The sequence below is a fragment of the Proteus sp. G2618 genome (assembly GCF_009915995.1).
Lineage (GTDB): Bacteria > Pseudomonadota > Gammaproteobacteria > Enterobacterales > Enterobacteriaceae > Proteus > Proteus terrae.
Window position 1 is genome coordinate 133,426 of the sequence record NZ_JAABNI010000011.1, and the last position, 24,779, is coordinate 158,204.

18 protein-coding genes are annotated in these 24,779 nt (G+C 40.9%); 13 read left to right on the forward strand and 5 right to left on the reverse strand.

What is annotated here, in order from left to right; translation table 11 throughout:
- The 4 genes from GWJ01_RS04385 to GWJ01_RS04400 form a co-directional block, all read right to left on the reverse strand.
- On the reverse strand, positions 1–2,706 hold the full coding sequence (locus GWJ01_RS04385; protein ID WP_231135768.1) for a putative virulence factor: 2,706 nt from the start codon (positions 2,704–2,706) through the stop codon (positions 1–3).
- A gap of 2 nt (positions 2,707–2,708) precedes the next feature.
- Positions 2,709–5,693 (reverse strand): virulence factor SrfB, encoded by a 2,985-nt coding sequence (locus tag GWJ01_RS04390; protein ID WP_109401621.1) that lies wholly within the window; start codon positions 5,691–5,693, stop codon positions 2,709–2,711.
- A 3-nt stretch (positions 5,694–5,696) separates the two neighbouring features.
- Positions 5,697–7,172, reverse strand: coding sequence for an SrfA family protein (locus GWJ01_RS04395; protein WP_161710744.1), 1,476 nt, complete (start codon positions 7,170–7,172; stop codon positions 5,697–5,699).
- Positions 7,173–7,750: 578 nt separating this feature from the next.
- Positions 7,751–9,268: a vWA domain-containing protein gene (locus GWJ01_RS04400; RefSeq protein WP_109395088.1), complete on the reverse strand. Its 1,518-nt coding sequence runs from the start codon at positions 9,266–9,268 to the stop codon at positions 7,751–7,753.
- 412 nt (positions 9,269–9,680) lie between these two features.
- Between GWJ01_RS04400 and GWJ01_RS04405 the strand changes: the two genes are divergently transcribed.
- From GWJ01_RS04405 to GWJ01_RS04430, 6 genes are all read left to right on the forward strand, one after another.
- Positions 9,681–10,466: a class I SAM-dependent methyltransferase gene (locus tag GWJ01_RS04405; protein WP_109395087.1), complete on the forward strand. Its 786-nt coding sequence runs from the start codon at positions 9,681–9,683 to the stop codon at positions 10,464–10,466.
- Positions 10,467–10,477: 11 nt separating this feature from the next.
- Positions 10,478–12,052, forward strand: coding sequence for a nickel ABC transporter substrate-binding protein (gene nikA / locus GWJ01_RS04410; protein WP_109401619.1), 1,575 nt, complete (start codon positions 10,478–10,480; stop codon positions 12,050–12,052).
- Positions 12,053–12,123: 71 nt separating this feature from the next.
- Positions 12,124–13,050, forward strand: a complete 927-nt coding sequence (opp1B, locus tag GWJ01_RS04415; protein WP_109395085.1) for a nickel/cobalt ABC transporter permease — start codon at positions 12,124–12,126, stop codon at positions 13,048–13,050.
- 2 nt (positions 13,051–13,052) lie between these two features.
- A complete protein-coding gene (opp1C, locus tag GWJ01_RS04420) occupies positions 13,053–13,922 on the forward strand; it encodes a nickel/cobalt ABC transporter permease (protein WP_109395084.1) in 870 nt (289 codons plus the stop codon).
- Complete coding sequence (locus tag GWJ01_RS04425) at positions 13,900–14,715, forward strand: ABC transporter ATP-binding protein (protein ID WP_161710745.1); 816 nt, start codon at positions 13,900–13,902, stop codon at positions 14,713–14,715. The genes opp1C and GWJ01_RS04425 overlap by 23 nt, the downstream gene beginning before the upstream one ends.
- A gap of 24 nt (positions 14,716–14,739) precedes the next feature.
- A complete protein-coding gene (locus GWJ01_RS04430) occupies positions 14,740–15,492 on the forward strand; it encodes an ABC transporter ATP-binding protein (RefSeq protein WP_109401616.1) in 753 nt (250 codons plus the stop codon).
- Positions 15,493–15,543: 51 nt separating this feature from the next.
- On the opposite strand, the gene GWJ01_RS04435 is transcribed toward GWJ01_RS04430, so the two are convergent.
- The gene (locus GWJ01_RS04435) at positions 15,544–15,972 is read right to left on the reverse strand and encodes a hypothetical protein (protein ID WP_109395081.1); all 429 of its coding nucleotides are present in this window, start codon (positions 15,970–15,972) and stop codon (positions 15,544–15,546) included.
- Positions 15,973–16,412: 440 nt separating this feature from the next.
- Between GWJ01_RS04435 and GWJ01_RS04440 the strand changes: the two genes are divergently transcribed.
- The 7 genes from GWJ01_RS04440 to GWJ01_RS04470 all read left to right on the forward strand — a co-directional run bounded on the left by GWJ01_RS04440 (position 16,413) and on the right by GWJ01_RS04470 (position 24,768).
- Positions 16,413–17,999 carry an FGGY-family carbohydrate kinase gene (locus tag GWJ01_RS04440; RefSeq protein WP_161710746.1) on the forward strand — a complete coding sequence of 529 codons (1,587 nt, stop codon included), beginning with the start codon at positions 16,413–16,415 and terminating at the stop codon, positions 17,997–17,999.
- A gap of 50 nt (positions 18,000–18,049) precedes the next feature.
- The gene (locus GWJ01_RS04445; RefSeq protein ID WP_075671193.1) at positions 18,050–19,696 is read left to right on the forward strand and encodes a signal transduction protein; all 1,647 of its coding nucleotides are present in this window, start codon (positions 18,050–18,052) and stop codon (positions 19,694–19,696) included.
- A gap of 10 nt (positions 19,697–19,706) precedes the next feature.
- Entirely contained in the window at positions 19,707–20,636 is a 930-nt protein-coding gene (locus GWJ01_RS04450; protein ID WP_099659213.1) for a dihydrodipicolinate synthase family protein, read from the forward strand.
- Positions 20,637–20,658: 22 nt separating this feature from the next.
- Positions 20,659–21,711, forward strand: coding sequence for a sialidase family protein (locus tag GWJ01_RS04455; RefSeq protein ID WP_088494293.1), 1,053 nt, complete (start codon positions 20,659–20,661; stop codon positions 21,709–21,711).
- Positions 21,712–21,731: 20 nt separating this feature from the next.
- The gene (locus GWJ01_RS04460; RefSeq protein WP_231135766.1) at positions 21,732–22,706 is read left to right on the forward strand and encodes a tripartite tricarboxylate transporter substrate binding protein; all 975 of its coding nucleotides are present in this window, start codon (positions 21,732–21,734) and stop codon (positions 22,704–22,706) included.
- A 63-nt stretch (positions 22,707–22,769) separates the two neighbouring features.
- Positions 22,770–23,231: a tripartite tricarboxylate transporter TctB family protein gene (locus tag GWJ01_RS04465; RefSeq protein ID WP_075671202.1), complete on the forward strand. Its 462-nt coding sequence runs from the start codon at positions 22,770–22,772 to the stop codon at positions 23,229–23,231.
- A gap of 19 nt (positions 23,232–23,250) precedes the next feature.
- On the forward strand, positions 23,251–24,768 hold the full coding sequence (locus GWJ01_RS04470; RefSeq protein WP_109395076.1) for a tripartite tricarboxylate transporter permease: 1,518 nt from the start codon (positions 23,251–23,253) through the stop codon (positions 24,766–24,768).
- Positions 24,769–24,779: the final 11 nt, after the last annotated feature.

Sequence of the window (24,779 nt, forward strand, 5' to 3'; positions counted from 1 at the left end):
TTATGACTCCACGACGGATGATTTCATGGTTTGAATTATTTGGCCTAATAGTGCGTTTTGCTCAGCACTGATCTCTCTTCCCGCAGAATGCCCTGCATTCTCAGTAATAACCGCTGATAAAGCGATAAGCCAATCAATCACAAATAAAAGGGTATAGTTAACAGGGTTGGTCGGTAAGCGGACTAAACGCTCATCATCACCCCATTGCACGCTAGTACTATCGGGTCTTTCAAAGATCTTATGACCAGCATTGATTTTGCTATCAGGCTTCTCAACACCGTTATCTTTGAAATTAAACCAAGTAATAAAATCACCCAGCACATTATAAACTCGAGATGATTGTTGTTCAGCTAAGTCATCACGACGAGCAATGGCTTCTGTCCCTGCAAGGGTTTTTAGCATGCGTTGTTCAACACCAAGGCGGTTGATAGCAGTGATAAGTTCATCAACTAACAGCACCATAATTTCTTGATCGATGCCTAAATAGGTTAACAAAGTACTGTTATCAGGCAGGCTACGCAGATGGTTTATCCATAATGCCATCACTTTTTTAGGGTAAGTAACCTCGTTGCCGTGACCTTTAGGGGCTTCATCTTCTTCTGGTACTAGAGAGATTGGCGCATCACTAAAGAGATCAAAAGCGGGTTGTTCCATAGCTGCAAAGGCGGAAACAGGGGCTTGTGTTGCCTTCTTGTCTGAAAGTGTATCGATAACCTCTTTATCCTGCATATACAGGTCGTAGAGTGATTTGCGAGACGGTAACAGGTAATCCAGTAACGCACCTTGTAAATAAGGGCGACTTTGCATAAAGCGTAAAATAGTGGCGGCATTGCGGCGTTTTACCTGTAATTCCTCTTCACCACCTGATTGATACCATTTTTCAAGATGATGACCGATTAAATCACGCTGAATTTCTTGCAGTTGCTCACTGATACGTTCAAGTTTTAGTGGTTTTAAGGCAACGGTTTCAAGATAATCAGCAAGGCGTTGCATACCACCATCGTTAAGCGACAACATGGCATCCCATGCTTGGTCTGGTTCACGAATATAACGTTGGACAGTTTCATCTTCAGCAAAGGTTTTTTTCATCAGATGTAGCTGAGAAATACTGTCTTCATTTAGAAACGTCTCTTTGCCATTACTGATTTGAATAAACGGTGTTGGTACGCCCGGTTTACGTACTAAAAAGGTGTTATTAAACGCTTCACCGTTGATCCAATCTGATGACATCCATTCATATTGGCCAAAGCGCTCTAACATCGCCATTTTGATCATGCCACCTTTACCCCATGATTGGCGTAATAACGCTTCATTCATGGTTAAGGAGTTGGTAATACGCATATCAAACATGGTCATAGCCCAAATCAAGCCAGAAGGGCGTTTAGCACGAGTTTGTGCATCTTTACCTTGCGTGTTATTGATCCATTCTGTGAGGACTGCACCGACTTCTTTTACATCGGATTGTTTGTTTGATGCGGTACATACCACTAACACATTCATCTCTTGGTTATCGGTATAACGCTCAAATAGATAGGCGACTTTACCCCGTAGAATAAGCTGTGCCAGCGGGTTTGCACTGTCATCGTTAACCTGACGACGCACATCAGCCATAGTTTCAACCCCTAAACGACCGCGATAGCCCGGAAAATCGAGCAGTTCAACGTGTTCAAACAGGGCTTTACTTGGTGCATCTAATAACGGAACGACTAATTCAACCGTCAGCGCAGTTAACTCTGCTAATGAAAGAGTCACAGGGGCATCAATACGATCCCCATGAACAGGACAAATGCTTATCTGGCTATCATTGGCAGTATTGAGACGTTCTAACATATCTACGTTCATAATACTGTCTTTTTGTACTAACACGCCGTCTTGCTCTTTGACTAAAGAAGAGAGCGGAGCCAAAACAAGAGATGCATTACCTAAAGAGGCAAGTGTGGTGCTAAAACGTTGATAAGCGGATGTCAGCTCTGCAATATCGCCCCATAAAACAGAAAAAAGTTTAGCTCGTTGCGCAATGCTGAGATAAGGCGCTAATTCAATCGCTTTAGGCCAATAGGTTGCTGCTAATTTTTTCTGGCTTTTTTCGGCGTGACGTTGCAGATAATCCCATAATGAAACGACATCATCGTGGGTGATACCCGCAACAGCAGTGGCACTACGCTGTGAACTTAAAGAATTGATTAAACGAGAAATTTTTTCTTCATCTAATTCAAAATCAATTTTTTCCTGATTAAAGTCATACAGATAAGCATTAGCAAGAATTTTAACAATTTCAATTTCGCTAAAAAGGTGTAGCTCAACAGGAAATTCTTGCGTACCTTTTGTGGCGTTGCGACTAAAGCGAGTCACTAAGCCTGTTGCCTCTTTACCGCCACCCGGTGGGTTGATATGGTCGATAAAATCAAGGGTTTTACCTGACATACTGGTTCTTAAACGACCTTCTTGTCCTGCAGCAAGGGCTGAAATCAGGTACGATTTTCCTGCTTGAGAAAGACCAAAAAAGCCCACAGACATTGGTCGTTGTGTCGCTAAACTGAGATTTTTTGCCATGTTACGGCTACGTCGTAGACGATAGATAAGGCTATCGGCTTCGGTATTTAAACGAGGTGCATTACCTCTTACTGCCGTTACCCAATCAATGGCTTTACCCGCGCCTTGATAAATGGCATCCCATTTGGCTGTTAACTGTTTTTCATCCATCATATTCATTTACCTAATACACTCCCGCTATCCAGCCAATAGGATGTTTCACCAATTCCACTATCTGCTAACGTATTGAGTTTGAAGCTTAAACCGTTCTTATTAACGCCACCTTTGCCATTAATAAGCTCCATCTCTTCAATACGTAATTTTTCAGATTTATTGTCATCATTATGGCCAGAAGCGCCTCTTTCTTCTCCAAGCTTGATATGCAATACGCTGTCTTCTTGGCTAAGTTGCTGTGCCAATTTTGGATTTTTAATGCGTAAGGTATAAAGTGGAGATGCTGGCCAACGGGCATTATCTAATTGACGGAAGCCTAAACGGATCCCGCCTCTGACTTCAAAATAGGTATCAGGATCGGGCTCAAATTTATCCTGAATATCACGGTAGTAAACGTCATTATCAGAAATGGTGTTGTTATTATCCAACATCCCTAAATAACGTACTGTTGAGTAAGTTTTAAAGTTACCTGTCGAGAAGTAGAAGTTGAGTAAACGTGCATTTTCAGCCATTAAACACAACATTGCACCGACCGCTGCTGTTGATTTTGGATCGTCAATACGGCCTTTTTTGTTGAATGGATACCAACCACCCGTTTTGTAGCCATGTAATGGCAGAATACGAGAAGGCGGTACCGGCTGTAATACTTTTAACAGTGCTTGAATACCCGGTAAGCGAGAAGGGCGACCCGTCAGTAGTAAAACATCACAGGAGTAGTAATAAAGGACTTCACACAGGGCTTTTAAACTACGCGTGATATTAATGCGTTCACCTGAAATAAATTCGGCGTGCAATTGCGCAAAGTTAATTTGTACAGGCACATTTAAAATGGAGAAACTCTCGCCACCACCAAGCTCTTTATTGGTTGCGTCATCAATATAACGACGTACATGCTCTGTCGGTAGAACGTTAAGTAATTCACCAAAAGTGCTGTTAATGCCTTCATGTGGAATTAATGGATCGTAGTTTTCGTATTGGCTTAAAATCTTTAACCCAATCGGATTAAAAATTTGTAGGGTAAGTTGTTGGCGCAATACTTGCTGACCCGCATCTAAACCTTCACTACCAAAAAGAGACGACATCAGGGCATCGGCATCAGAAATACCCGCATCCGTTAATGCGGTGCGTAATGCTGGCAGTACACAAATTTGGATGATATCTAATAAAATATCATCACCCGCAATTTTGAATCCTTCACGGAATAATTGTGTTGGAATAATTTTGACGTTGCTACCTGTGCCCGTATCCAGTTTATAACGAGTGATAACGAGATCGGTTGTTCCACCACCAATATCAATTGAGGCAATTTTTAACGTGCTATCACCCGTTAATGCGCGGTTATCTTCACGCACTTGGCTAGCAAAGAAGGCTTCAGTACGTTCACCAAATTTAATTTGTGTTTCGTTGTAGAGGTAAACTAACTGGCCACAAGTGGCTTCATCCCACTTCACATGGATGTTTGGCATTGGGATACGACATTGCTCATCTTTGCCATCAAAACGCAGTTTTTCGTCAGTTGGATCCCAACTCATTGCTTTCCAAATGAGTCCTAATGCGTTTTCCATGCACGTTTCAAAAATGGCACGCTCTGGTTTTGGCATCGCTGGCGGAATAGTCAAAATGATATTGCGCAATTGACGAGGTGCACTTGCGTGGCTCATTTTAAGGCGTTGAGCAGGGCTGTTCATTTGCGTTAATGCCTGCGCTAACACTTCGGTTAACATCATGGTCATTAATGAACTACGGGTATAGTTTGGCGTAAATACTGGCATGCGAAAGTCAGGCTCTAAACGGAATAACGGCTCACCGTGATCGTTTAGAAGGTATGTCATCGGAACCGCGGTTGCCAGTGGCTCTCTGTCTGTCTGACCAAAAGAGCGACTAAAGCGCCAGCCCGGAGAATACGGGGAATCATCCCATAAGTAGCGTTTAGGGCTTGAAATACCCGTTGAGCCTTCAGTACCTAAGCGTTGCGCAGCCATGCGGTTGGCTTCAGGGCCAACGCGGCCAATCGTCGGCCACATAAAGGCATTATTGCGACCGCTATTTACTGAGAAATCTTGTTTACCAAATTCAGCTTGCGCAAATTCAACACGGCTTTCAAATGGCTCATTATAGATTTGATAAGGGTGGCTTAAATCACGCAGCGTCATTTCATAGAGTTGCGTTAGCCCTTTATTATCATTGATGTGATCTTCAATTAAGATCCCACAGGTGCGTGAGTTACCCACATCAAGAATAAGATCAACTTCAATCGCGGGCTCTTGCGGTTTGGTTTCGTTAATTTTGATTTCAGGTAAGCGTAACTTCTCACCTAAGATATTGAGTAAATTAAGGTAATGTGCCTGATGTTGAAACTCTTTAAGTGCATCTTCAAGTTCATCATGGTACATCTTGGTCACTGCCAGCGCTCTTTCGCTAAAGACTTCCTTTAACCAACCATCAATCCACGGTGTTTCAAGGAAGTTCTCAACTTCATAGCCCAAATAAGCCAACGCAAAAGCGACACCAGAGCGAACATCTTCTTCGTTTGGCGCCAGATAAGCTGTATTGGCGCGATTCGGTTCAATTCGAGTATCAAATGCCACAACAACGCGGTGTGTATGTCCATCTTCATCTGGCTCAGATAGTTGATGGAACATCATTCTTACCCAGTTATCAGGGCCTTGAGAGAATGCGCGTGGTGGATTAAAACGGAAGAATGGCACCGGTAGCCATGTGTCATTTAATAGGGTTAATGACTCTTCAAGGGAGAAGCTAAATTCAGCCTCTCTCGGTGTTTGAGGCTGGTTTTTAGGTGCTGGGTAAAGATAGTTATCATCTCGTTCATTATAGATGAGTCGCATTAACGGGCCGTTTTCACCTTTTTTAACAAACTCACCGTACTCTTTGCGCTGTGGTAGCGTAAAACCGAAATCCAGAAACTGAATATTGCTGTCACGGATAAGGGTAATTTTATCTTTATAATCGGTCAGTGGTGCTAACATGAATTAATTATTCTCCCGCTTCATTGATAATGGGAATGGCTGACTGTTCTCATATTTCCCTTGGCAATCAGCAATATTTTGGCTTCCTGGTTGGCAAATAATATTTGGCATCAAATAGTTTGAGCCATCACTACACAGAGCCTGACCTTGGTTATCTATATTCAGGCCACCTTGATTGACGGCTGCGTTCACAGGGGCTTTACAGGTCACGCCATCACTGCGTGTCATGACGACTTGTCCTTTACCATTATCTAATTGATAGTTCAGGCTCAGTGGTTTACCTGTTTTTTGATCTTGAATACCTGCACCTGCTTTCCATTGGCCATTAAGGAATTGGGTTGAGCCATTGGCTAACGCATTTGCAGGGATAGTCAGTGGTGTTGTGTTATCAGCCGTAGCTGGTGGTGTGACATCTGGTGGTGCATTGGGATCAACAGGAGGGTTAGCCGTGTTGTTCTCATTCCCTGCGTTTTGAGGAGTATCTGTTTTCGGTTGCTCATTTTGTGTTGCGGGATCAACAGGAGGTACATTCGGTTTTTGTGCATTGTCGGGCGTTGCGCCTTCAGGTAAAGCACCTTGGTTATTATCTATTTGAGGATCAACCACAGGTAAACCAGTATTAGGATCAATTACTGTGCCGTTCCCATCAGTGCCATTAATCACATTCCCATTGGCATCAACGGTGCCTAATGTTCCTGTGTGAACTGTACCTGTTGGTATACCAACGGTATGGTCATGAGTCACCACCGTGGGGACTTTGGGCTTTTCAAGCGTAGGTTCGGGCAATTTAGACACTTCAATATCTGGCGTTTTAATATCAACTGTAGGCAGTGCTGGCGTTGAAAAACAGCCTCTTAAGAAGAAAATTGCGAGTAGAAGTAATAATAGAGGTAACAGCCACCATAAGAAACGCCACCAAGGGCGCTTAATGTCAGTAATAATGATTTTTTCTTGCACTGGTGGAGCTACGGTTGATGTTGGTGCGATTGGCGCTACAGCAGGTTTTAAACAAGCAACAGGATCAACCCTAAGTTGTTGATTAGCACTGACAAAACCCCAGAAGGTAATAATAGGTTGGCCATCAACAATAAAAATATGGTTTTCGTCAGGAAATTGGATAGTTTTGCTGAGCAGGGCACCAAAAAGCTGACTTTCTTTACTTCCAGCCCTTTGCTGTTCTTGTTCACTAAAGGCGATTAAATCATCTTGATTCTTTTTCAGTCGCGCATAAGCGGCGGTGCGTTCTTCTTCTGAAGCCGCAGACCAAGGAATAACAGAGCCATCAATCGGTGAATACCAGTCAATGCGCTCGCCAGTTTCATTTGGTTGAGGAATAGCAAGACATTGAGAAATATGAGCCTTTCCTCTTAAACGCAGGGTTTCACGTAGCTGCAGAGCAGAGATATAAACAGCCTGTCCATTTTCTCCCATAGGGAGGTAACTTTCTAATTTACCACTTCGTAAGAATGCTTTATTCACGACGATCATTCCGCTAGGCAAGATTATCTATGGGTAAGTTGGCTTATCCGTAAATAGGCTTTAAGGCTAAAAATAAAGATATAAAATTTATATTCATTTTATATTATCAGAAATTGGGTGTCTATCTAGCGGATTATTTAGAGTTAATTAACTGATTATTATTAAAGGATTTTTTATTTTTCTTGAGTGAAAGGGGAATATTAAGATGACGATTATCATAATTAAATAATGACATTACAGGTTGCGCTATATTTTCTTAAATACATGGATTAAATCACCGATATATTGGCTTTTACATTAAAAAATAATGAAATAGAAGAAAAAAAAGACAAATTATAAAAGAATAAACTATTGATGATCATCTCATTGTTGTGATAATAATCACAAAATAGGTTTATTCTGAATAATGAGAGAATGAGAAAAGAAAAAAACAGGCAATTAAGGAATGGTCTTAAATAGATAAGATATAGAGTTTGTCAGTGCCAATATAATAATAAAATACACGTAATACGTGAAAAATTCACCCTCAATGTGAAACCAAAGAGGGTGAATTAAATATTAGAAACCGTAATCAATCATTATTTACAGTTCTTTGGAATATAATCTTCAATCGCTTTTCGAGTCATTAAAGTAACTTCATTAGCATTACGCGCCGTGAAGACTTTTCCACCAGTGGTACTCGCCACACAGTTACCTGCACCTGTACCTAAAATATCAACCACATTAATGACGGCACGAGGGTGAGCGCGTTTTAATGTACGTGCTGCTGCGCATGGATCTTGATCGCATGATTCTAACCCATCAGATAACAAGACAATAATCGTGTCACGATTGTTGCCCTTGATGAGAGAGCCAGCTCGTTGAATAGATTCGGCTAACGGTGTACCACTATCAGGTTCAATACGTTTAATGTAGTTAAGCAATTTTGAGCGTTCATTACCGCCATAAGCTGGACTTGATTTCACTACACCGCAGTCTGATGCCACAACCGTGGTGACCTTCATATCAGAAGGAATGCTATTAATAATTTTTGTTGCTGCATTTCTTGCCACGGTGATACGACGAGGTTCTGCATCATAGCCCGCGAACAGTTTTCCTGTGCTTGAAATAAAGTCTAAATCGTCTTCCGTTAAACTCATACTCAATGCCATTGAGCCTGAAGCATCAAAAATAATGATCACTTGAGGTGCTAACTCTGGTGGACGTTCAGCTGGGCACATTTGCTTTATTTTACTGGCTAAGCGATTTTCACAGGTTGCATTTGCTGTTTTCTCTGTCACACCCGATTTTTTCAGTTCATCTTGCACACAAGCTTCTAGTGGCGTGAGTTTTTTCACTGGCACAGGTTTAGGCGCAGGTACTGGAGCCGGTTCTGGTACAGGTTCTGGGATAGGCTCTGGCTCCGGTACAGGCTCTGGAACGGGTTCAGGAATAGGCTCTTGCTCAGGGATAGGTTCTGGTTTTGGCGGTATGACAACGGCTGGTTTCTCTTCAATCACAGGAGGAACCACTTTCGGATCAAAACAGCCTTTTAGCCAAGATGCCAGTAAGACCAAAAACAGTAAGAATAACAGCAGTAATAACCAACGTAGCCAGCGATTACGTGTTTTGGCGGGCACATCGGCAAGTGCGGCACCCGCAGCCGCGGCACTTGCACCCGCAGTAACTTGTGCAATAGGGGGGGGCAATGGTGTGGTGCGTGGCCACCATGTAATAACGGGCTGTCCATTAATAACATAGACACTCTCGCTATCAGGAAGCGTTGATGCCGTATCTAAAAGATGGCGCTCTTCATCCGTGATCCTATTTTGTGATGCTAATAGTGCCGTTTGCGTTTTAATATCGTTAAGGCGTTCATCTAAAATACGTCTTATTTCTTGTTGTTCTTGTCCTTGTAACGATGTTAAAGCGACAGGATTACCAGAAACTGGAGAATACCACTCCACCACGTCATCCGATTTTTTCTCTGGCATTGCAAATAGAGAGCGGTACTTAGTCGGAAAATGTTGAGTCAGCAATTGAAGTAATTGCTGTTGATGCGTTAAGGCAAAATCGGCGCGGGTAATATCAGCCGTTAATCGTGAGATTCGATTCATATTTTCGAGAGCCTTATGTGACGGCTATATTCGTTTAAAGAAAGAAATTTAAGATAGTAATATTATTGACTATAACGGTTTTATAAAAAAGGTGAAATTAAAGCGCTCACTTTTTTAATATAAGACAGAATTACTTTTTATTTCTAAATTCGCTCAATTTATTTCTCTATTTTAACAGGGAAAATAATCCATTTGCTTATTTATCTTTACACCCATTAGGATGACGCATTTATGTTAAAGAGGGAGATCGCAAATTGGCAGATCTTCCTTATTGAGTACTGGTGAATATTGATATAGCACATAGAGCATCTTGGGGTTACAGGGTATGTTACCCACACTAAAAAATAGCCAAATCATTCGCTTTTAGGGGAATTTATTCCTCTCTTTACGTTGATATAACAGCAGGTTTCTGATGACAAATAAAATAAATAATAACCAATTACTTAATGATGTAACTCGCTACTGGAATATCCGAGCTGAAAGTTATAGTGAGTCGAATCAACAGGAATTGCTGAGCGAGAAACAACAGAAATGGCGTCATCTATTATTGGGGCATACCAAAGTAGGTGAAACCTTAAAAGTGCTTGATATTGGAACGGGGCCTGGTTTTTTTGCCATTTTATTAGCGTTATCAGGTCATGAGGTTACGGCAATTGATGCAACGGAAGGCATGTTGCTGGAAGCCAAACAAAATGCGCAAACGCACAAAGCAAATATTCAATTTGTTCGCGGTGATGTACACCAATTGCCTTTTGCCAGTGAACAATTCGATTTAGTGGTCAGTCGTAACGTGACATGGAATTTAAAAGCACCTCAAAAAGCGTATTCGGAGTGGTTTCGAGTATTAAAACCGGGTGGTAGTTTAATTAATTTCGATGCTAACTGGTATTTACATCTCTTTGATGAAAGCTACTGGCAAGGTTTTGTGGCGGATAGAGAGCGTTCAATTGAAAAGCAAGTTGAAGATCACTACGTCAATACAGATACCAAAGAGATGGAACGAATTGCTCGCCAATTACCATTAAGTCAAATTAAACGTCCGCAATGGGATATAAACACCCTGTTAGAAATCGGTTTTAGTCGATATATGATAGATACTCGTATTGGTGATTTCGTGTGGAACGAAGAAGAAAAAATCAATTATGGTTCAACACCGATGTTTATGATCCACGCACAAAAACAAAGAATAGATAATTAAAGGAGAATAACGTGAAGCCCTTACTTTCAGTGTTCCCAACGCTATTATTAACACTGGCATGTGCTTTTCCTGCATTAGCAGACAAAAGTAATAATATGTTGGATTATGCCAGCACAAAAGATATTCGTGATATCAACCCGCATCTCTACTCTGGTGAGATGGCAGCTCAAAACATGGTATTTGAATCCCTTGTATTAAATACCGAAAAAGGCGTTGCACCTTATTTAGCGGAGCGTTGGGATATTTCTCCTGATGGAAAGAGCTACACTTTCTTTTTACGCCATGATGTGAAGTTTAGTGATGGTGAGCCCTTTAATGCTAAAGCAGTAAAACTAAACATTGAGGCGGTACTAGACAACTATGAACGTCATGCGTGGTTAGAGTTAGTTCGTCAGATTGATAGCGTTGAAATTGTTGATGAATTCACTGTTAAATTAAATCTAAAAAATCCTTACTACCCAACATTAACGGAATTAGGTTTAACTCGCCCATTCCGTTTTATTTCGCCGAATTCTTTTATTAATGGCAAAACCAAAACAGGTGTTACGAACTATGTGGGCACAGGGCCTTGGATATTAACTGAGCATAAAAAAGACCAATATGCTGAGTTTAAAGTTAATCCCAACTATTGGGGAGAGAAGCCAGTATTAAATGGTGTGATATGGAGAGTGATCCCCGATAGACAAACTATGTTACTTTCTCTGCAAAAGGGGGATATTCAGCTTATTTTTGGTGCAGATGGCGACATGTTAGATATGGATTCATTTGAAGCTCTTATGGCATCAGATAAATTCAAAACTGAAATGAGTGCACCGATCGCGTCTCGTGCCATTGTGCTCAATAGTAGCCGTGCAATGACATCCAGCCAAAAAGTACGCCAAGCATTGCAATATGCGGTCGATAAAGAAGGAATTGCACAAGGTATTTTAGCAGGTAGCGAAAAAGTTGCTGATACTTTAATGGCGCGAAGTGTGCCTTACTGTGATTTTGCTTCGCCAACCTATATTTATCGCCCTACAAAAGCGGCTGATCTATTAGAGGCTGAAGGTTGGGTATTACCAAAAGGTAAGACTATCCGTGAGAAGCAAGGTGAGAAATTACAGTTATTACTCTCTTATAATGTAAATAATGCTGTTGAGAAAGAGATAGCTGAACTTATTCAAGATGACTTTAAAAAGATTGGTGTCGGCTTAACTATTTTAGGTGAAGAAAAACAAGCCTATTTAGATAGACAAAAAAATGGTGATTTCGATTTGCAATATTCGCTCTCATGGGGAACACCTTACGATCCGGCTTCGTTTGTTTCATCATTTAGAATACCTGCTCACGCGGATTATCAAGGGCAAAAAGGATTGGCAAATAAAGCTCAATTGGATGCAATGATTGGTGAGTTATTAATTACACCTAATGAAGCACGTCGTCAGGAATTATATAAAACCTTGTTTACCTCATTAGCAGAGCAAGCAGTTTATATTCCATTAACTTATTCACGTACCAAAGCTATCCATCGTAGTGAATTAGAAAATGTGGGCTTTAATCCATCTCAATATGAAATACCGTTTGAAAAGATGCGCTTTAAGCCTTAATTAATGCATCGATGGGATTAACTAAAATAAGCATGGCTCGTAATATTAACGAGCCACGCTGATCAAACCTTATGCTACGTTATATATTCTGGAGAGTGCTGGCTATCTTCCCACTGGCACTAATGATTTCATTTATAGCCTTTATTCTGTTGGAGTTAGCCCCATCTGATCCCGCGGAAGTCGCGTTACGCGTCAATGAAATAGTACCAACACCCGAAGCCATTGAAGGTATGCGCCATGAGTTAGGGTTAGATAAACCTTTTTTCACGCGTTACTTTTTATGGTTAATGTCAGGTTTACAACTCGATTTTGGTACTTCTTTTCTTACAAGAACCCCTGTTATTCAAGAGATGCTAAGAGCATTACCGCCAACACTTTGGTTAGCCTCAACGGCGCTATTCTTTACGATTATTCTGGCATTACCTTTAGCATTATGGTGTGTGGCTAAACCTCAAAGTTTTACGGATAAATGCATTCGTTTCATTGTGTTTATTTTAACGGCAATTCCTAATTACTGGTTAGGGTTGCTTTTAATTTGGGGAGTCGCTGTTTATTTAGATTGGTTGCCTGTCAGCGGGATGTTATCGCCACAGTCTGTTATTTTGCCTGCATTGGCACTCTCTTTAGGGTATATCGGTACTTATTTACGGTTATTACGGGGTGCGATGTTAAATCAATGGCATCAGCCTTATGTCTTTTATGCCAAAGCGCGAGGATTACCCGATAACCTTATTTTACGTCGCCATATTTTACGTAATTCGCTGTATTCCAGTTTAACGGCATTGGGAATGAGCATTCCGAAGCTTATTGCTGGTACGGTGGTGATTGAAAATATTTTTGCTTGGCCAGGAATCGGACGACTATGTATCAGTGCTATATTTGGTCGTGATTATCCGATGATACAAGCTTATATTTTATTGATGTCACTGTTATTTCTCTTTTTTAATTTTCTGATGGATGTCATTCAAATGATGACTGATCCACGGTTAAGGAGATAGTGATGTGGCAACTGTTTTGGCAACGACTTGCAAAAGATAAAAGTGCACAACTGTGCTTATTGGTGATTATGATTGTGATTATTGCAGGAATATTTGCCCCTTGGTTGGCACCGCATGATCCCACATTAACCTCTATACGTTTGAAATTTAAGCCAATGAGTTTTGATTATCCGTTAGGTACGGATAATTTAGGGCGCTGTATCTTTTCAAGATTATTGTTTGGTGTAAGAACAACGGTATTTTATGCCTTATTAGCCATGAGTATGACATTAATAATTGGTTGGTTAATGGGAATGTTAGCCGGGTTTTTTCATGGCAAAACAGATACATTAATTATGCGGTTATGTGATGTGGTTTTGTCATTTCCAGCAGAAATTATGATCTTAGCGTTAGTGGGAATAATGGGACCGGGTATTGGTAATATCTTAATTGCCATTATTTTAGTGAAATGGGCATGGTATGCCAGAATGATCAGAGGGGTTGTTCGTCAATATTCTCATCGTAATTACATTGCATATGCACAGGTCATTGGCGCACCATCTAGTCATATTTTACGGCGACATCTATTACCTGTTACCTTTGCTGAAACTATTGTCTTAGCATCAACGGATATTGGTAGCGTTATTTTAATGATATCTGCTCTCTCCTTTTTAGGGTTAGGTGTACAACCACCCACGCCAGAATGGGGAAATATGCTCAGTGAAGCAAAAAATGTCATGGTACTACATCCAGAGCAAATGTTACCCGCAGGGATCGCGATTACCCTTGTTGTCACCGCATTTAATTTTTGGGGTGATTTTTTACGTGATGTGTTTGATCCCGATAATCGTCAGTCAGTAGGAGAAAAGCATGAACAACTTACTGACGTTTGAGCATGTTTCTATTTTTCATCAAGAAAGTGGAAAAAAACTGATTGATGATATCTCTTTCTCGATAAAACAAGGACGTACATTAGCAATTGTCGGAGAAAGCGGTAGTGGTAAAAGTTTGATGAGTAAAGCCATTATGGGATTGCTACCTGAACAATTAGCGATGTCAGGAGAGATTTTCTTTGAAGAAAAGAAAATCAGTCATGAAACACTTTCTCAACGTCGAGCTTTATTAGGAACATCTTTAGGTGTGATTGTGCAAAATGGTATGAGTGCCTTCGATCCCTTGATGAGAATAGGAAAGCAATTTTGCCAAACTTTAACCTACCATTTTTCCTATTCTAAAAAGCAAGCCATAGAAGAAACACAGTTGGCATTATCTCATGTTTTTCCTCATCAATTTCAATCTATTATGCAGGCGTTTCCTCATCAATTAAGTGGCGGACAACTACAACGTGTGATGATTGCGATTGCGCTCGCTTTATCACCGAAATTATTAATTGCGGATGAACCGACAACGGCGCTTGATGCACCACTTCGCCAAGATATTTTAAAATTGCTTCATCATGTCGTCACAACTCATCATTCAACACTGATTTTTATTTCTCATGACTTAGGGCTAGTTAATGAAATTGCCGACGATATAGTCGTCATGCAAAGAGGAAAAATGGTTGAATGTGGCGATAAAACAACCGTTTTATCACACCCAACACAAGAATATACGCGTTATTTAATTAATGCACGCCGGCAGCTTTCATTACGCTTTGAGCAATTGATTAATAAAAAAACAGATTAATATCATCATAATAAAAGAGGGTTTATGTTATTAAACGTTGAGAATATTAGTAAGTTTTATACTCAAAAAAATAACACACTATTTGGTGAAAAAGTGAAAGTTATCGACTCACTCTCTTTTAATATTCATTCAAGTGAAGCCTTTGGTTTAGTGGGGGAAAGTGGCAGTGGGAAAAGTACGTTAGCGCGTTTAATTTGTGGATTAGAATTACCTGATAGTGGTGCTATCGCTTTAAATAATAAGCCTGTTACAAAACGACTTCATCGCCAAGGTATAATTAGTATCGTTTTTCAAGATTATATGACTTCCGTTAATCCGACATTAACGGTAGGCGAAATTATTGCTGAGCCAATTAAAATCATTAATCCAAGTATTAGCCATCAAGCATTGAAAACACTTATTTTTGCTTTTTTAGATAAAGTAGAATTACCTAAAAGTTGCTATACACGTTATATATTTGAACTTTCTGGTGGGCAGGCTCAACGAGTCTGTTTATGTCGTGCATTAGCGTCTTATCCAAAACTTATTGTATTAGATGAAGCACTTAGCTCTTTAGATATTCCCACGCAAGTTCAAATATTAGATTTATTAAAACAGTTAAAAGAAGAGTTTACACTCTCTTATCTTTTTATTAGTCATGATATTCAAACGGTGGCTTATTTCTGCGATAAAGTGATGTTTTTTTTACAAGGTAGGAATATTGAACTATGTGAGATAAATAGTTTAGGCAATGTTTCTCATGATTATTCTAAAAAGCTTATTCAATCTGTTATCTAATTAATAAACAGCAATACTTAAAAGTATTGCTGTTTGCCGAATATAATCTATTTAGAGATTATTCATTAAATGTTCTTGAACCGCTTTTGCATCGTTTGCGGCATTGAAATCAATACCAAAATTCAGCGTACCTTCTTTAAGTTCAATACTACGAGGCGTTGCTTTAGAGCAGGTAATATTCTGTATTTTTTCTTTTACTGTTTCTTGTGCGATTTTAGAGCTTTCACAGGTATTTATTACACCTTTTAGTCCCTCACTACAATAACTATCAATCCCTGTTGTTTTTAAATCATCAGTAGTAAATGCAGACCAATCAAAAGCGACTTTTATATTGGCATCGCAGCTTTTATTTAAATCAACAACACGAGATTGAATATTATCTTCAAATTTTTGGTGTAATTCTTTTTCTGCTAATGTCGCTGAAAAAGCAGAAGAGGAAATAAACAGCAGAGAAAGACTGATAGCAATATTTTTCAACATAATTAAATGCTCCAAAAAAGAATATATAAATTTAAATTAACTTATTAAAAATAAAGTAATAACTCGCTATAGCAATAGGAATATTATTGTTTTTCCTTTTTTCATTATTTTTTGAATAATATCTCTCATTATTAGTGAGATATCTTTTTATAAAAGGATGTTTATTGTTGAGATATTAATATTTTTATAAGTGATTTTACTTATTCAATTAGTTAAATGTTCGTTAGTTTTATAACGAACATAATCGATTCAGTACACCATTTAAATAACCCACAAAGCCAAATAAATAAATATCTATTAAAAACATGCAATTACATTATCTATGTAGATCTACATCACAAACTAATCTTATTGTGATTGTTTTTTCGTCATGCTCGAATTAACTTGCTAACTCGAAGTAGCAAAAATTAGCATAGCGTTAGCAAATGATGAGGGTTCGCATGGAACAACAATATTTTATTGGCGTTGATGTTGGCTCAGCCAGTGTCCGTGCAGCGGTATTTGATAGCAATGGAAAGCGTTTGGGCTTTTCTGTTCGCCCTATTGCTCAATTCCGTCCAAAAACGGATTTCGTTGAGCAATCGTCTACCGATATTTGGCAGCAGGTTTGCACTACCGTAAAAGAGTCGGTGGCGTTATCTGCTATTGATCCTATCCATGTGAAATCTATTGGTTTTGATGCCACTTGTTCTTTGGTTGCGGTGGATAAGGACGGTAAAGGGCTTTCTGTTTCACCAAGCGGTAAAGCTGAACAAGATATCATCATGTGGATGGATCACCGTGCTGTACAAGAAATAGTCACTATCAATCTCACCAATGATCCTTCACTGCGATATGTCGGTGGTGAAGTAAGTATCGAAATGGAATTGCCAAAAATTCTGTGGTTAAAAAATAATTACCCAGAGCGTTATGAGAATGTATGGCGATTCTTTGATTTAGCTGACTTTTTAGTTTGGAAAGCAACATCAGGGGATGTCGCAAGCACTTGTACATTAACCTGTAAATGGAACTATTTAGCACATCAGGGACAATTTAGTGAGAGTTTGTTAGCCGATGTAGGTTTGGATGAATTATTAGAAAAAGTACCACAAACCATTCTTGCGTTAGGTGAACAAGCGGGTTGTTTAGATGAGTCGGTTGCCAATGCATTTGGCTTGCACACGGGGGTCATTGTTGCTTCAGGCATTATTGACGCACATGCAGGTGGCTTGGCATTAACGGCATCACAACCTGAAGGTAGTTTGGCAATTATCAGTGGTACGTCTAACTGCCACATGATTGTGAGCCAATATCCAATTATGGTACCCGGTGTTTGGGGGCCTTATTTTGGCGCGATGTTACCCGAATTATGGCTAAACGAAGGCGGTCAAAGTGCTGCGGGTGCGTTAGTTGAATGGTCTATCCGCCGTCATGGATCTTGGGCTGAATTAGAGCAAGAAGCAAATGAAAAAGGTGTTAACTACTATGCCTTATTAAACGAAGCTGTCGCCGAATTGGAAGAGAATGAACAATATCCAACAGCACAGTTTCATGTTTTAGCTGACCATCATGGCAATCGTTCTCCGCGCGCAAATCCTGCAGCCAAAGGCATGGTAAGCGGATTAACGCTGGAAAGTGGTCGAGTTGCATTGGCTCGTTATTATCTCGCGACACTGCAATCTATTGCTTATGGTACACGCCATATTATCGACACGCTTGAAGATGCTGGACATCAAATCAATCGCATCGTGATGTGTGGTGGTGCAACGAAAAATCCATTGTGGCTACGCGAATATGCCAATGCGACAGGTCGTGAAATTCATTTAGCGCAAGAAGAAGATGCAGTGAATTTAGGGGCTGCATTATTAGGTGCAGTGGCATGTAAAGCCTTTGATGATTTCTCTAAAGCTGCCAGTGCAATGGTGCGAGAAGGTGGCATTATCACACCAGATAGCGACACGTTTGCCTTCCATCAGGCCAAGTACCAAGTTTATTTGCAGATGTATCAAGATCAGCAGCGTTATAACGAAATGATGTCAGATTATTGACCACTAATTTTTCCGATTATGAACCGAGTTTACCTTACCAGGGATATCTTATGTTGAACTTAAATCTACCAAAATTACCGACAACCATCACAGCAGGTCAGAAAGAGATCCTGATGGTTACCAACGCAGACTTACGCGAGCCTGCAAACGTAACGTGCTGGCCTGTACAGAAAAAATTTGAAGATAAACTGGCAGCAGCATTAGAAGCCCAAGGTTACAAAATGAAGCGTGCTCATGAAATTAATGAAGCTCGCGGTCATGGTTTTATCAGTAGTCAGCGTGAAGGTTGCGATATGTTTGCTGCAATCGATCCTGATGCACCAGTTATCGTGTTATTAACCGCATGGCAATATTCACACCATATTGCGTCTTCATTAGCACACCATCGTGGCCCTATTTTACTGCTGGCTAACTTTGATGGTACATGGCCGGGTCTGGTGGGCATGTTGTGTTTAGCGGGCACGATGACTAGTTTAGGTAAAAATTATTCACGTTTATGGTCAGAAGAGTTTGATGATGAATTCTTTGTAGATGGTTTAGCAACTTGGTTGAAATATGGTTATGTAAATCATAAGCTTAGCTATCTTACAGATATTGCGCCAACACACAGGGTAATGGCGACAGAAGCCGGCGAAGTGGGTCGTAAAGTCGGCGAATATATAATTAAAAATAAAGAAATAATCGGTTTGTTCGATACATTCTGTATGGGAATGATTAACGGGGTCTTCCCACAACAGGCAATGATCAATATTGGTATGCCAATTGAATCCCTTTCTCAATCTGCGTTACTGGTCGAAATGGCGAAAGTACCGACAGAATTAAGAGAGGCATGTTTACAGTGGTACGAAGATAACGGGATGACGTTTATGTTTGGTCAAGATGACAAAACTGAACTCACTCGTGAACAAGTGATGGAGCAGTGCGCCATGATGATTGCTATGGCGCGTTTCGTAAAACGTTTTGGTCTAACAGCGGTGGGTGTGCAATATCAGCAGGGCTTAAAAGATTGTTGCCCAGCGTCTGACTTTGCTGAAGGTGCGATTGGTTCAACCGCGCGTTTCCCACTGCCAGATGAAAACGGTGAGATTATCTGCCCTAACACACCAATTCCTTGTATCAACGAAGTGGATATGGGTACGGCTATTCCTCAAACGATGTTATGGCGTTTATTAACATCATTAGGATTACCTGCTGAAACCACACTACATGATATTCGTTGGGGTAGTGAGTATGAAGGAACATTCTACTGGGATATGGAAATTTCAGGCTCTGTTCCTTTTGAACACCTCAAAGGTGGCCTAAAAGGTGCAACAGGTTATCGCCAACCTCCGATGTTCTTCCCTAAAGGGGGTTCAACTATCGCAGGTCAAGGTAAAGCAGGGCGCTTATTATGGGGCCGTGCACACTATGAAGGTACTGATGTAATTATGCATATTGGTACAGGTGTGGCTGTGGAGTTACCTGAAGCAGAATTTGAACGTCGCCGTAAAGCAACTAACTACGAATGGCCATTATTGAACTGTACGTTAGATGGCGTAACTCGTGATGACCTTATGGCGGGACATCAAAGTAACCACATTACTGTGGCTTATGTTGATGAAGATAAATTGGCGTTTGTGCTAAAAGCATTTGTTGCTCAAGCACTGACTCAAGGTATCCAAGTGAAAGTGGCAGGCGATGCCATTAACTTACTGTAAGGAATTGATGATGAGTCAGCAAAAATACGTCGGTATTTGGCCTGTTATGCTAACCCCTTTTGATGCCAAAGGGGAGATTGATTGGGCGTCATTAGAGCGCCTTGTAGACTGGTATATAGATTCTGGTGTACATGGACTCTTTGCCGCCTGCCAATCAAGCGAAATGTTTTATTTAAGTGATGAGGAAACTCTAGCACTCACCCGTTTTATCGTTGAAAAAGCAGATGGAAGAGTACCTGTAGTTGCTTCTGGTCATACTGCAACAGCATTAAGTCAGCAAAAAGAACAATTGCAGGCAATGGCTGGCACAGGCGTCGATGGCGTCATAATGATCAGTAATCGCTTGGCTCTAGTCGGGGAGTCGGATGATAAAGCGCTGGAAACACTGCAAGTCTTAACCAATGTGGTACCAAAAGAGATTGATTTGGGTATCTATGAATGTCCTTATCCTTACAAACGCTTGTTATCGGAAGAAATTGTAGAGTGGTGTGCTCAAAGTAATCGCTTTACCTTTATCAAAGATACGTGCTGTTCTCTTCCGATGATAGAACGTCGTTTGGCATTATCAAAAGGGACTCGCTTGCATCTTGCAAACGCCAACAGTCAAACGCTATTAGCTTCCTTCCAAGCTGGATGTCAGGCATATAGCGGTGTAATGGCAAACTTTCATCCAGAGCTTTATGTTTGGCTTTATGAGAATTGGAAGGATAAACCAGAGCAGGCTGCGGTATTAGCAGATTATTTATCAACAGCAGCGATGACCGAAACACTGGATTATCCAGCATGCGCGAAATATCATCAGCGCCTGATTGGTAACTTCAGTACACTGGTCTGTCGTTCCCGTAACAGCAGTCAGTTTGAAAACTCATTTTTCCCTTCTGCCGTCAATAGCATGACTGCATTGGGTGAGAATATGAAGAAGTGGCTTTCGTTAGATTAATTTAGGACACAGGAGTAGGAATATGCCTTTCGTGATGAAGGAAACCCAGTTTGTGCTTGATAATGCACATTCACTTTTTAATCACTGCCATGCTTCAACGATTGTGCGTGTGCCTAACTCTGAGCGTTTGTTAACCGCTTTTTTTGCTGGCGATAAAGAAGGTAGCGGTAATACCGCTATCTGGCTGGTAATGAAAGAGGGTGATCATTGGCAACACGCTCAACCTGTTGTTAAAAATCCGGGTGTTGCGCACTGGAATCCAGTTTTACATGTTGACCCATCAACAGGTAATATCTGGCTGTTTTATAAAACGGGTCCCGACGTACATAGTTGGACAACCCAATACGTTATCTCGAAGGATGGCGGAAATAGCTGGAGTTTACCGAGTGAATTGGTTTCTGGTGATGTAGCACCTAGAGGTCCTGTGAAAAATAAAGTGTTAGTGATGTCGAATGGCGAGTGGTTGGCACCAGGATCGGTTGAGGATGACCAATTCTGGGATGCGTTTGTCGATATTTCGAGTGACAACGGTCAACACTGGTTGCGAGTAGATATTCCAATTGAACATCATAAAGGTGAGCAAGCGGAACATGAAATCTGGCAGGGTTTAAAGGACGATGCCTTATGGGAGACTGATCTACAACGCGTTTTTCAATGGGATGGCGTGATACAGCCAACACTATGGGAATCCCGGCCTGGGCATGTGCATGCCATGATGCGGAGTACGCGCGGTACTATTTATCGTAGCGATTCAACGGATTATGGGCGCAGTTGGTGTCCAGCTTATGCAACAATATTACCAAATAATAATAGCGGCATTGATGTCGTCTCCTTCGCAGATGGTCAACTGGCATTGGTGTATAACCCGAACTCAGGTAACTGGAGTCGTCGTTATCCTATCTCTGTCAGTCTTTCATCCGATAATGGCAGTACTTGGTCTGAACCATTCGATTTACTCGATGGGGAAGGCGAATTTTCATATCCGGCTATTATTGCTGAAAACAATACCCTACACGTGACCTTTACTTGGAATCGAAAAAACATTGTTTATCAGCAATTAATGGCTACTCAATAAAAATGTGGAGAAAGGGTTTTATGAAAAAGAGTCTACTCGCAGCGTTGGCGATTACGATGACACTGGGCATGGGGAACGCAGTTGCCCAACAGTTAACGTATCCTACAAAAAATATTGATGTTGTCATCCCGAAAAATCCGGGCGGTGGTACTGATACTTCAGCGCGTACTATTACTGAATTTGCAAAAGATGTGATGCCAGCCGGCCGTATTTTCGTACCAGTCAATAAACCCGCAGGTAATGGTTTAACTGGGCTGATTGAAGTTGCGAATGCACGTCCAGATGGTACTAAATTAGTGATGACTACCGTTGAATTAGCTATGTTCCCACATCAAGGTAAATCACCGGTTACTTATAAAGACTTCACTCCAATAGCAACAACAATTGCTGACCCTGTCGTATTAGTTGTTAATGCTGATTCACCTTATAAAACGTTACAAGAGTTTATTGATGGTGCTAAAGCAAACCCAGGTAAGTTAAAAGTGGGTAACTCAGGTATGGGCGCAATTTTCCATCTAGCGGGTGTGAATATTGAACGTACCACTGGCACTAAATTTAACCACATTCCTTATAACGAAGGTACAGGTCCTTCAATCGCAGCATTAGTGGGTAACCACATCGATGGCGTATTAACCACACCAGGTGCGGTTAAATCTCAAGTTGATGCGGGTATCTTACGTGTTCTGGGTGTCATGGATGAGCGTCGTTTCCCATTATTCCCAGCCGTACCGACTTTCAAAGAAGCATTGAAATTAGACACTAACGTGAAAATGCGTGCTTGGGCTGTATTAGCAACAACCGCTAATGTGCCTGATAACGTGAAGAAAGAGTTAGTTGATGCATTCTCTGAAGTAGTTCAAAAACCCGAATACCAAGAAGCACTGAAAAAACAAGGTATTATGCCTGTGTTTATTACGGGTGATGATGCTTACCAAATGATGAAAGAAGACCACGAGATGTATGCTGAGTTAATTGCAGCAACCCTGAAAAAATAACTTTCTATTATTATTATAAACCCCCCTACCTGTTACGGCAGGTAGGGTCGGGGAGATCCCGACATGACAAAAATCAATACAATCATCGGTGCGATTTCAGTGGCTTTCGGGGCACTAATTATCTATCTCTCCCGTGATATGAGCATGTTTGATGATTATGGTGTGCCTGGGGAGCGTTTTTGGCCTTATGGTCTTGCCATCTTATTTATTTTACTGGGGATTTTTCAATGGATTAGTATCGTGGTTGATAAAATCAAACATGTACATAAGTCTGTTGACCTGAGTTCTACTGCAGTTAAACGCGCTTATGGTTTAGGCATCTTTATGTTGGTCTATGCCACTGGCCTGCACTTTTTTGGTTTTATTATTCCGTCACTGCTTCTTATCCCGGTCATTATGTGGCTGATGAATGAAAGAAAACCTATTGCACTGGTTGTTATTCCGGTTGTGATGGTTGCCGCCGTTTATGTCTTCTTTGACATTATCTTTAATTCACCTCTGCCAACCTCCGTCTTTTTTGAATAAGCGGTAAAGGAGCTTTGAGATGGAAATATTAGACGCTTTAATGGTCGTTTTCACTCTGGAAACGATAACGATGATCCTGTTGGGTGTATTCGCGGGTATTATTATCGGCGCATTACCAGGCCTAACAGTAAATATGGGAATTGCATTACTTCTCCCATTAACTTACTCCTTTCAAGGAATGACTGGGATCCTCTTGTTATTAGGGATGTATTGTGGTGCCGTTTACGGTGGCTCAATTACTGCGATATTGATTAGTACGCCAGGCACTCCCGCTTCTGCTGCAACGGTATTGGATGGTTATCCAATGGCGAAGAAAGGGGAAGCAGGAAGAGCACTCGGTTTATCTACGATGGGCTCTATGTTTGGGGGAGTATTCAGTACGATTGCCCTAATTGTGGTTGCGCCTCAATTAGCAAAAGTGGCAACAGGTTTCTCTGCGGCTGAATATTTTGCACTCGCGGTATTTGGCATAAGTATTATTACCAGTGTATCATCGCAATCCATTGTGAAAGGATTAATGGGTGGTGCGATAGGTTTAGCTATTGCGACAATTGGGCTTGATCCAATGACATCTGGACCTCGATTCACCTTTGATACTGTGTACCTAATGGGTGGGGTTTCATTTATTCCTATCTTGGTTGGTCTGTTCGCTTTCTCTCAAGGCTTGATCAGTTTTGAAGAAGAATATCGTGAGCGCAAACAAAAGAAGAGTGAAAAAATTAATGCGCGTATTCACCGTGTATTACCGACATGGGCTGATTTTAAACGTGTGTTACCGACTTATTTTCGTTCATCTGCTATTGGTACAACGATTGGTGCAATTCCGGGAACAGGCGGAGATATCTCATCATTTATCTCTTATAACGAAGCAAAACGTTGGTCTAAACACCCTGAAGAGTTTGGTCACGGTTCACCAGAAGGTGTTTCTGCACCAGAAGCCGGTGCAAACTCAGTAACAGGCGGAACCATGGTGCCTTTAATGACCTTAGGTATTCCAGGTGATGGCGCAACTGCCATTATCATGGGTGCATTTATGGTTCAAGGATTGGCATTAGGGCCCCAGCTTTTTACTGACAATCCAGTTGAAGTTAACAGCATCTTTATTGGCTTGATGATGGCGAATATTTTCCTCGGTATCTTAGGTTTCTTATGTATGAAACTCTTTGTTCGAGTGATGGATGTTCCGCGTCGCGTATTAGTACCAATTATCTTTGTATTATGTAGTGTAGGTGCTTATTCTGTGAACCATAGTATCATTGATGTATTCGTGATGATGGGGGCAGGGTTACTCGCTTACATTATGATTAAGCTCGATTTCTCCATGTCTCCTGTGGTTATCGGGATTATCTTAGGGCCGATGGCTGAATCAAATTTACGTCGTGCTTTAATGATGTCTCAGGGTGATTTATCTATTCTGTATACACGCCCAATTACCGCGACATTCTTAGGTATTGCGATACTGACGTTGATCTTACCCATAATTGGACCTTCGTTAAAAGCAATGTGGAAGAAATACCGAGCTAAGCCCGCTCAGTAAAGGTTAACTGG

Bases quoted from the DNA above. Each gene is read 5' to 3' on its own strand.
- GWJ01_RS04450 (WP_099659213.1), top strand. From the start codon at position 19,707: ATGAGTCAGCAAAAATACGTCGGTATTTGGCCTGTTATGCTAACCCCT.
- GWJ01_RS04430 (WP_109401616.1), top strand. From the start codon at position 14,740: ATGTTATTAAACGTTGAGAATATTAGTAAGTTTTATACTCAAAAAAAT.
- GWJ01_RS04385 (WP_231135768.1), bottom strand. From the start codon at position 2,706: ATGATGGATGAAAAACAGTTAACAGCCAAATGGGATGCCATTTATCAA.
- GWJ01_RS04455 (WP_088494293.1), top strand. From the start codon at position 20,659: ATGCCTTTCGTGATGAAGGAAACCCAGTTTGTGCTTGATAATGCACAT.
- GWJ01_RS04465 (WP_075671202.1), top strand. From the start codon at position 22,770: ATGACAAAAATCAATACAATCATCGGTGCGATTTCAGTGGCTTTCGGG.
- opp1B (WP_109395085.1), top strand. From the start codon at position 12,124: ATGCTACGTTATATATTCTGGAGAGTGCTGGCTATCTTCCCACTGGCA.
- GWJ01_RS04460 (WP_231135766.1), top strand. From the start codon at position 21,732: ATGAAAAAGAGTCTACTCGCAGCGTTGGCGATTACGATGACACTGGGC.
- GWJ01_RS04440 (WP_161710746.1), top strand. From the start codon at position 16,413: ATGGAACAACAATATTTTATTGGCGTTGATGTTGGCTCAGCCAGTGTC.
- opp1C (WP_109395084.1), top strand. From the start codon at position 13,053: ATGTGGCAACTGTTTTGGCAACGACTTGCAAAAGATAAAAGTGCACAA.
- GWJ01_RS04405 (WP_109395087.1), top strand. From the start codon at position 9,681: ATGACAAATAAAATAAATAATAACCAATTACTTAATGATGTAACTCGC.
- GWJ01_RS04445 (WP_075671193.1), top strand. From the start codon at position 18,050: ATGTTGAACTTAAATCTACCAAAATTACCGACAACCATCACAGCAGGT.
- GWJ01_RS04470 (WP_109395076.1), top strand. From the start codon at position 23,251: ATGGAAATATTAGACGCTTTAATGGTCGTTTTCACTCTGGAAACGATA.
- GWJ01_RS04390 (WP_109401621.1), bottom strand. From the start codon at position 5,693: ATGTTAGCACCACTGACCGATTATAAAGATAAAATTACCCTTATCCGT.
- GWJ01_RS04425 (WP_161710745.1), top strand. From the start codon at position 13,900: ATGAACAACTTACTGACGTTTGAGCATGTTTCTATTTTTCATCAAGAA.
- GWJ01_RS04400 (WP_109395088.1), bottom strand. From the start codon at position 9,268: ATGAATCGAATCTCACGATTAACGGCTGATATTACCCGCGCCGATTTT.
- GWJ01_RS04435 (WP_109395081.1), bottom strand. From the start codon at position 15,972: ATGTTGAAAAATATTGCTATCAGTCTTTCTCTGCTGTTTATTTCCTCT.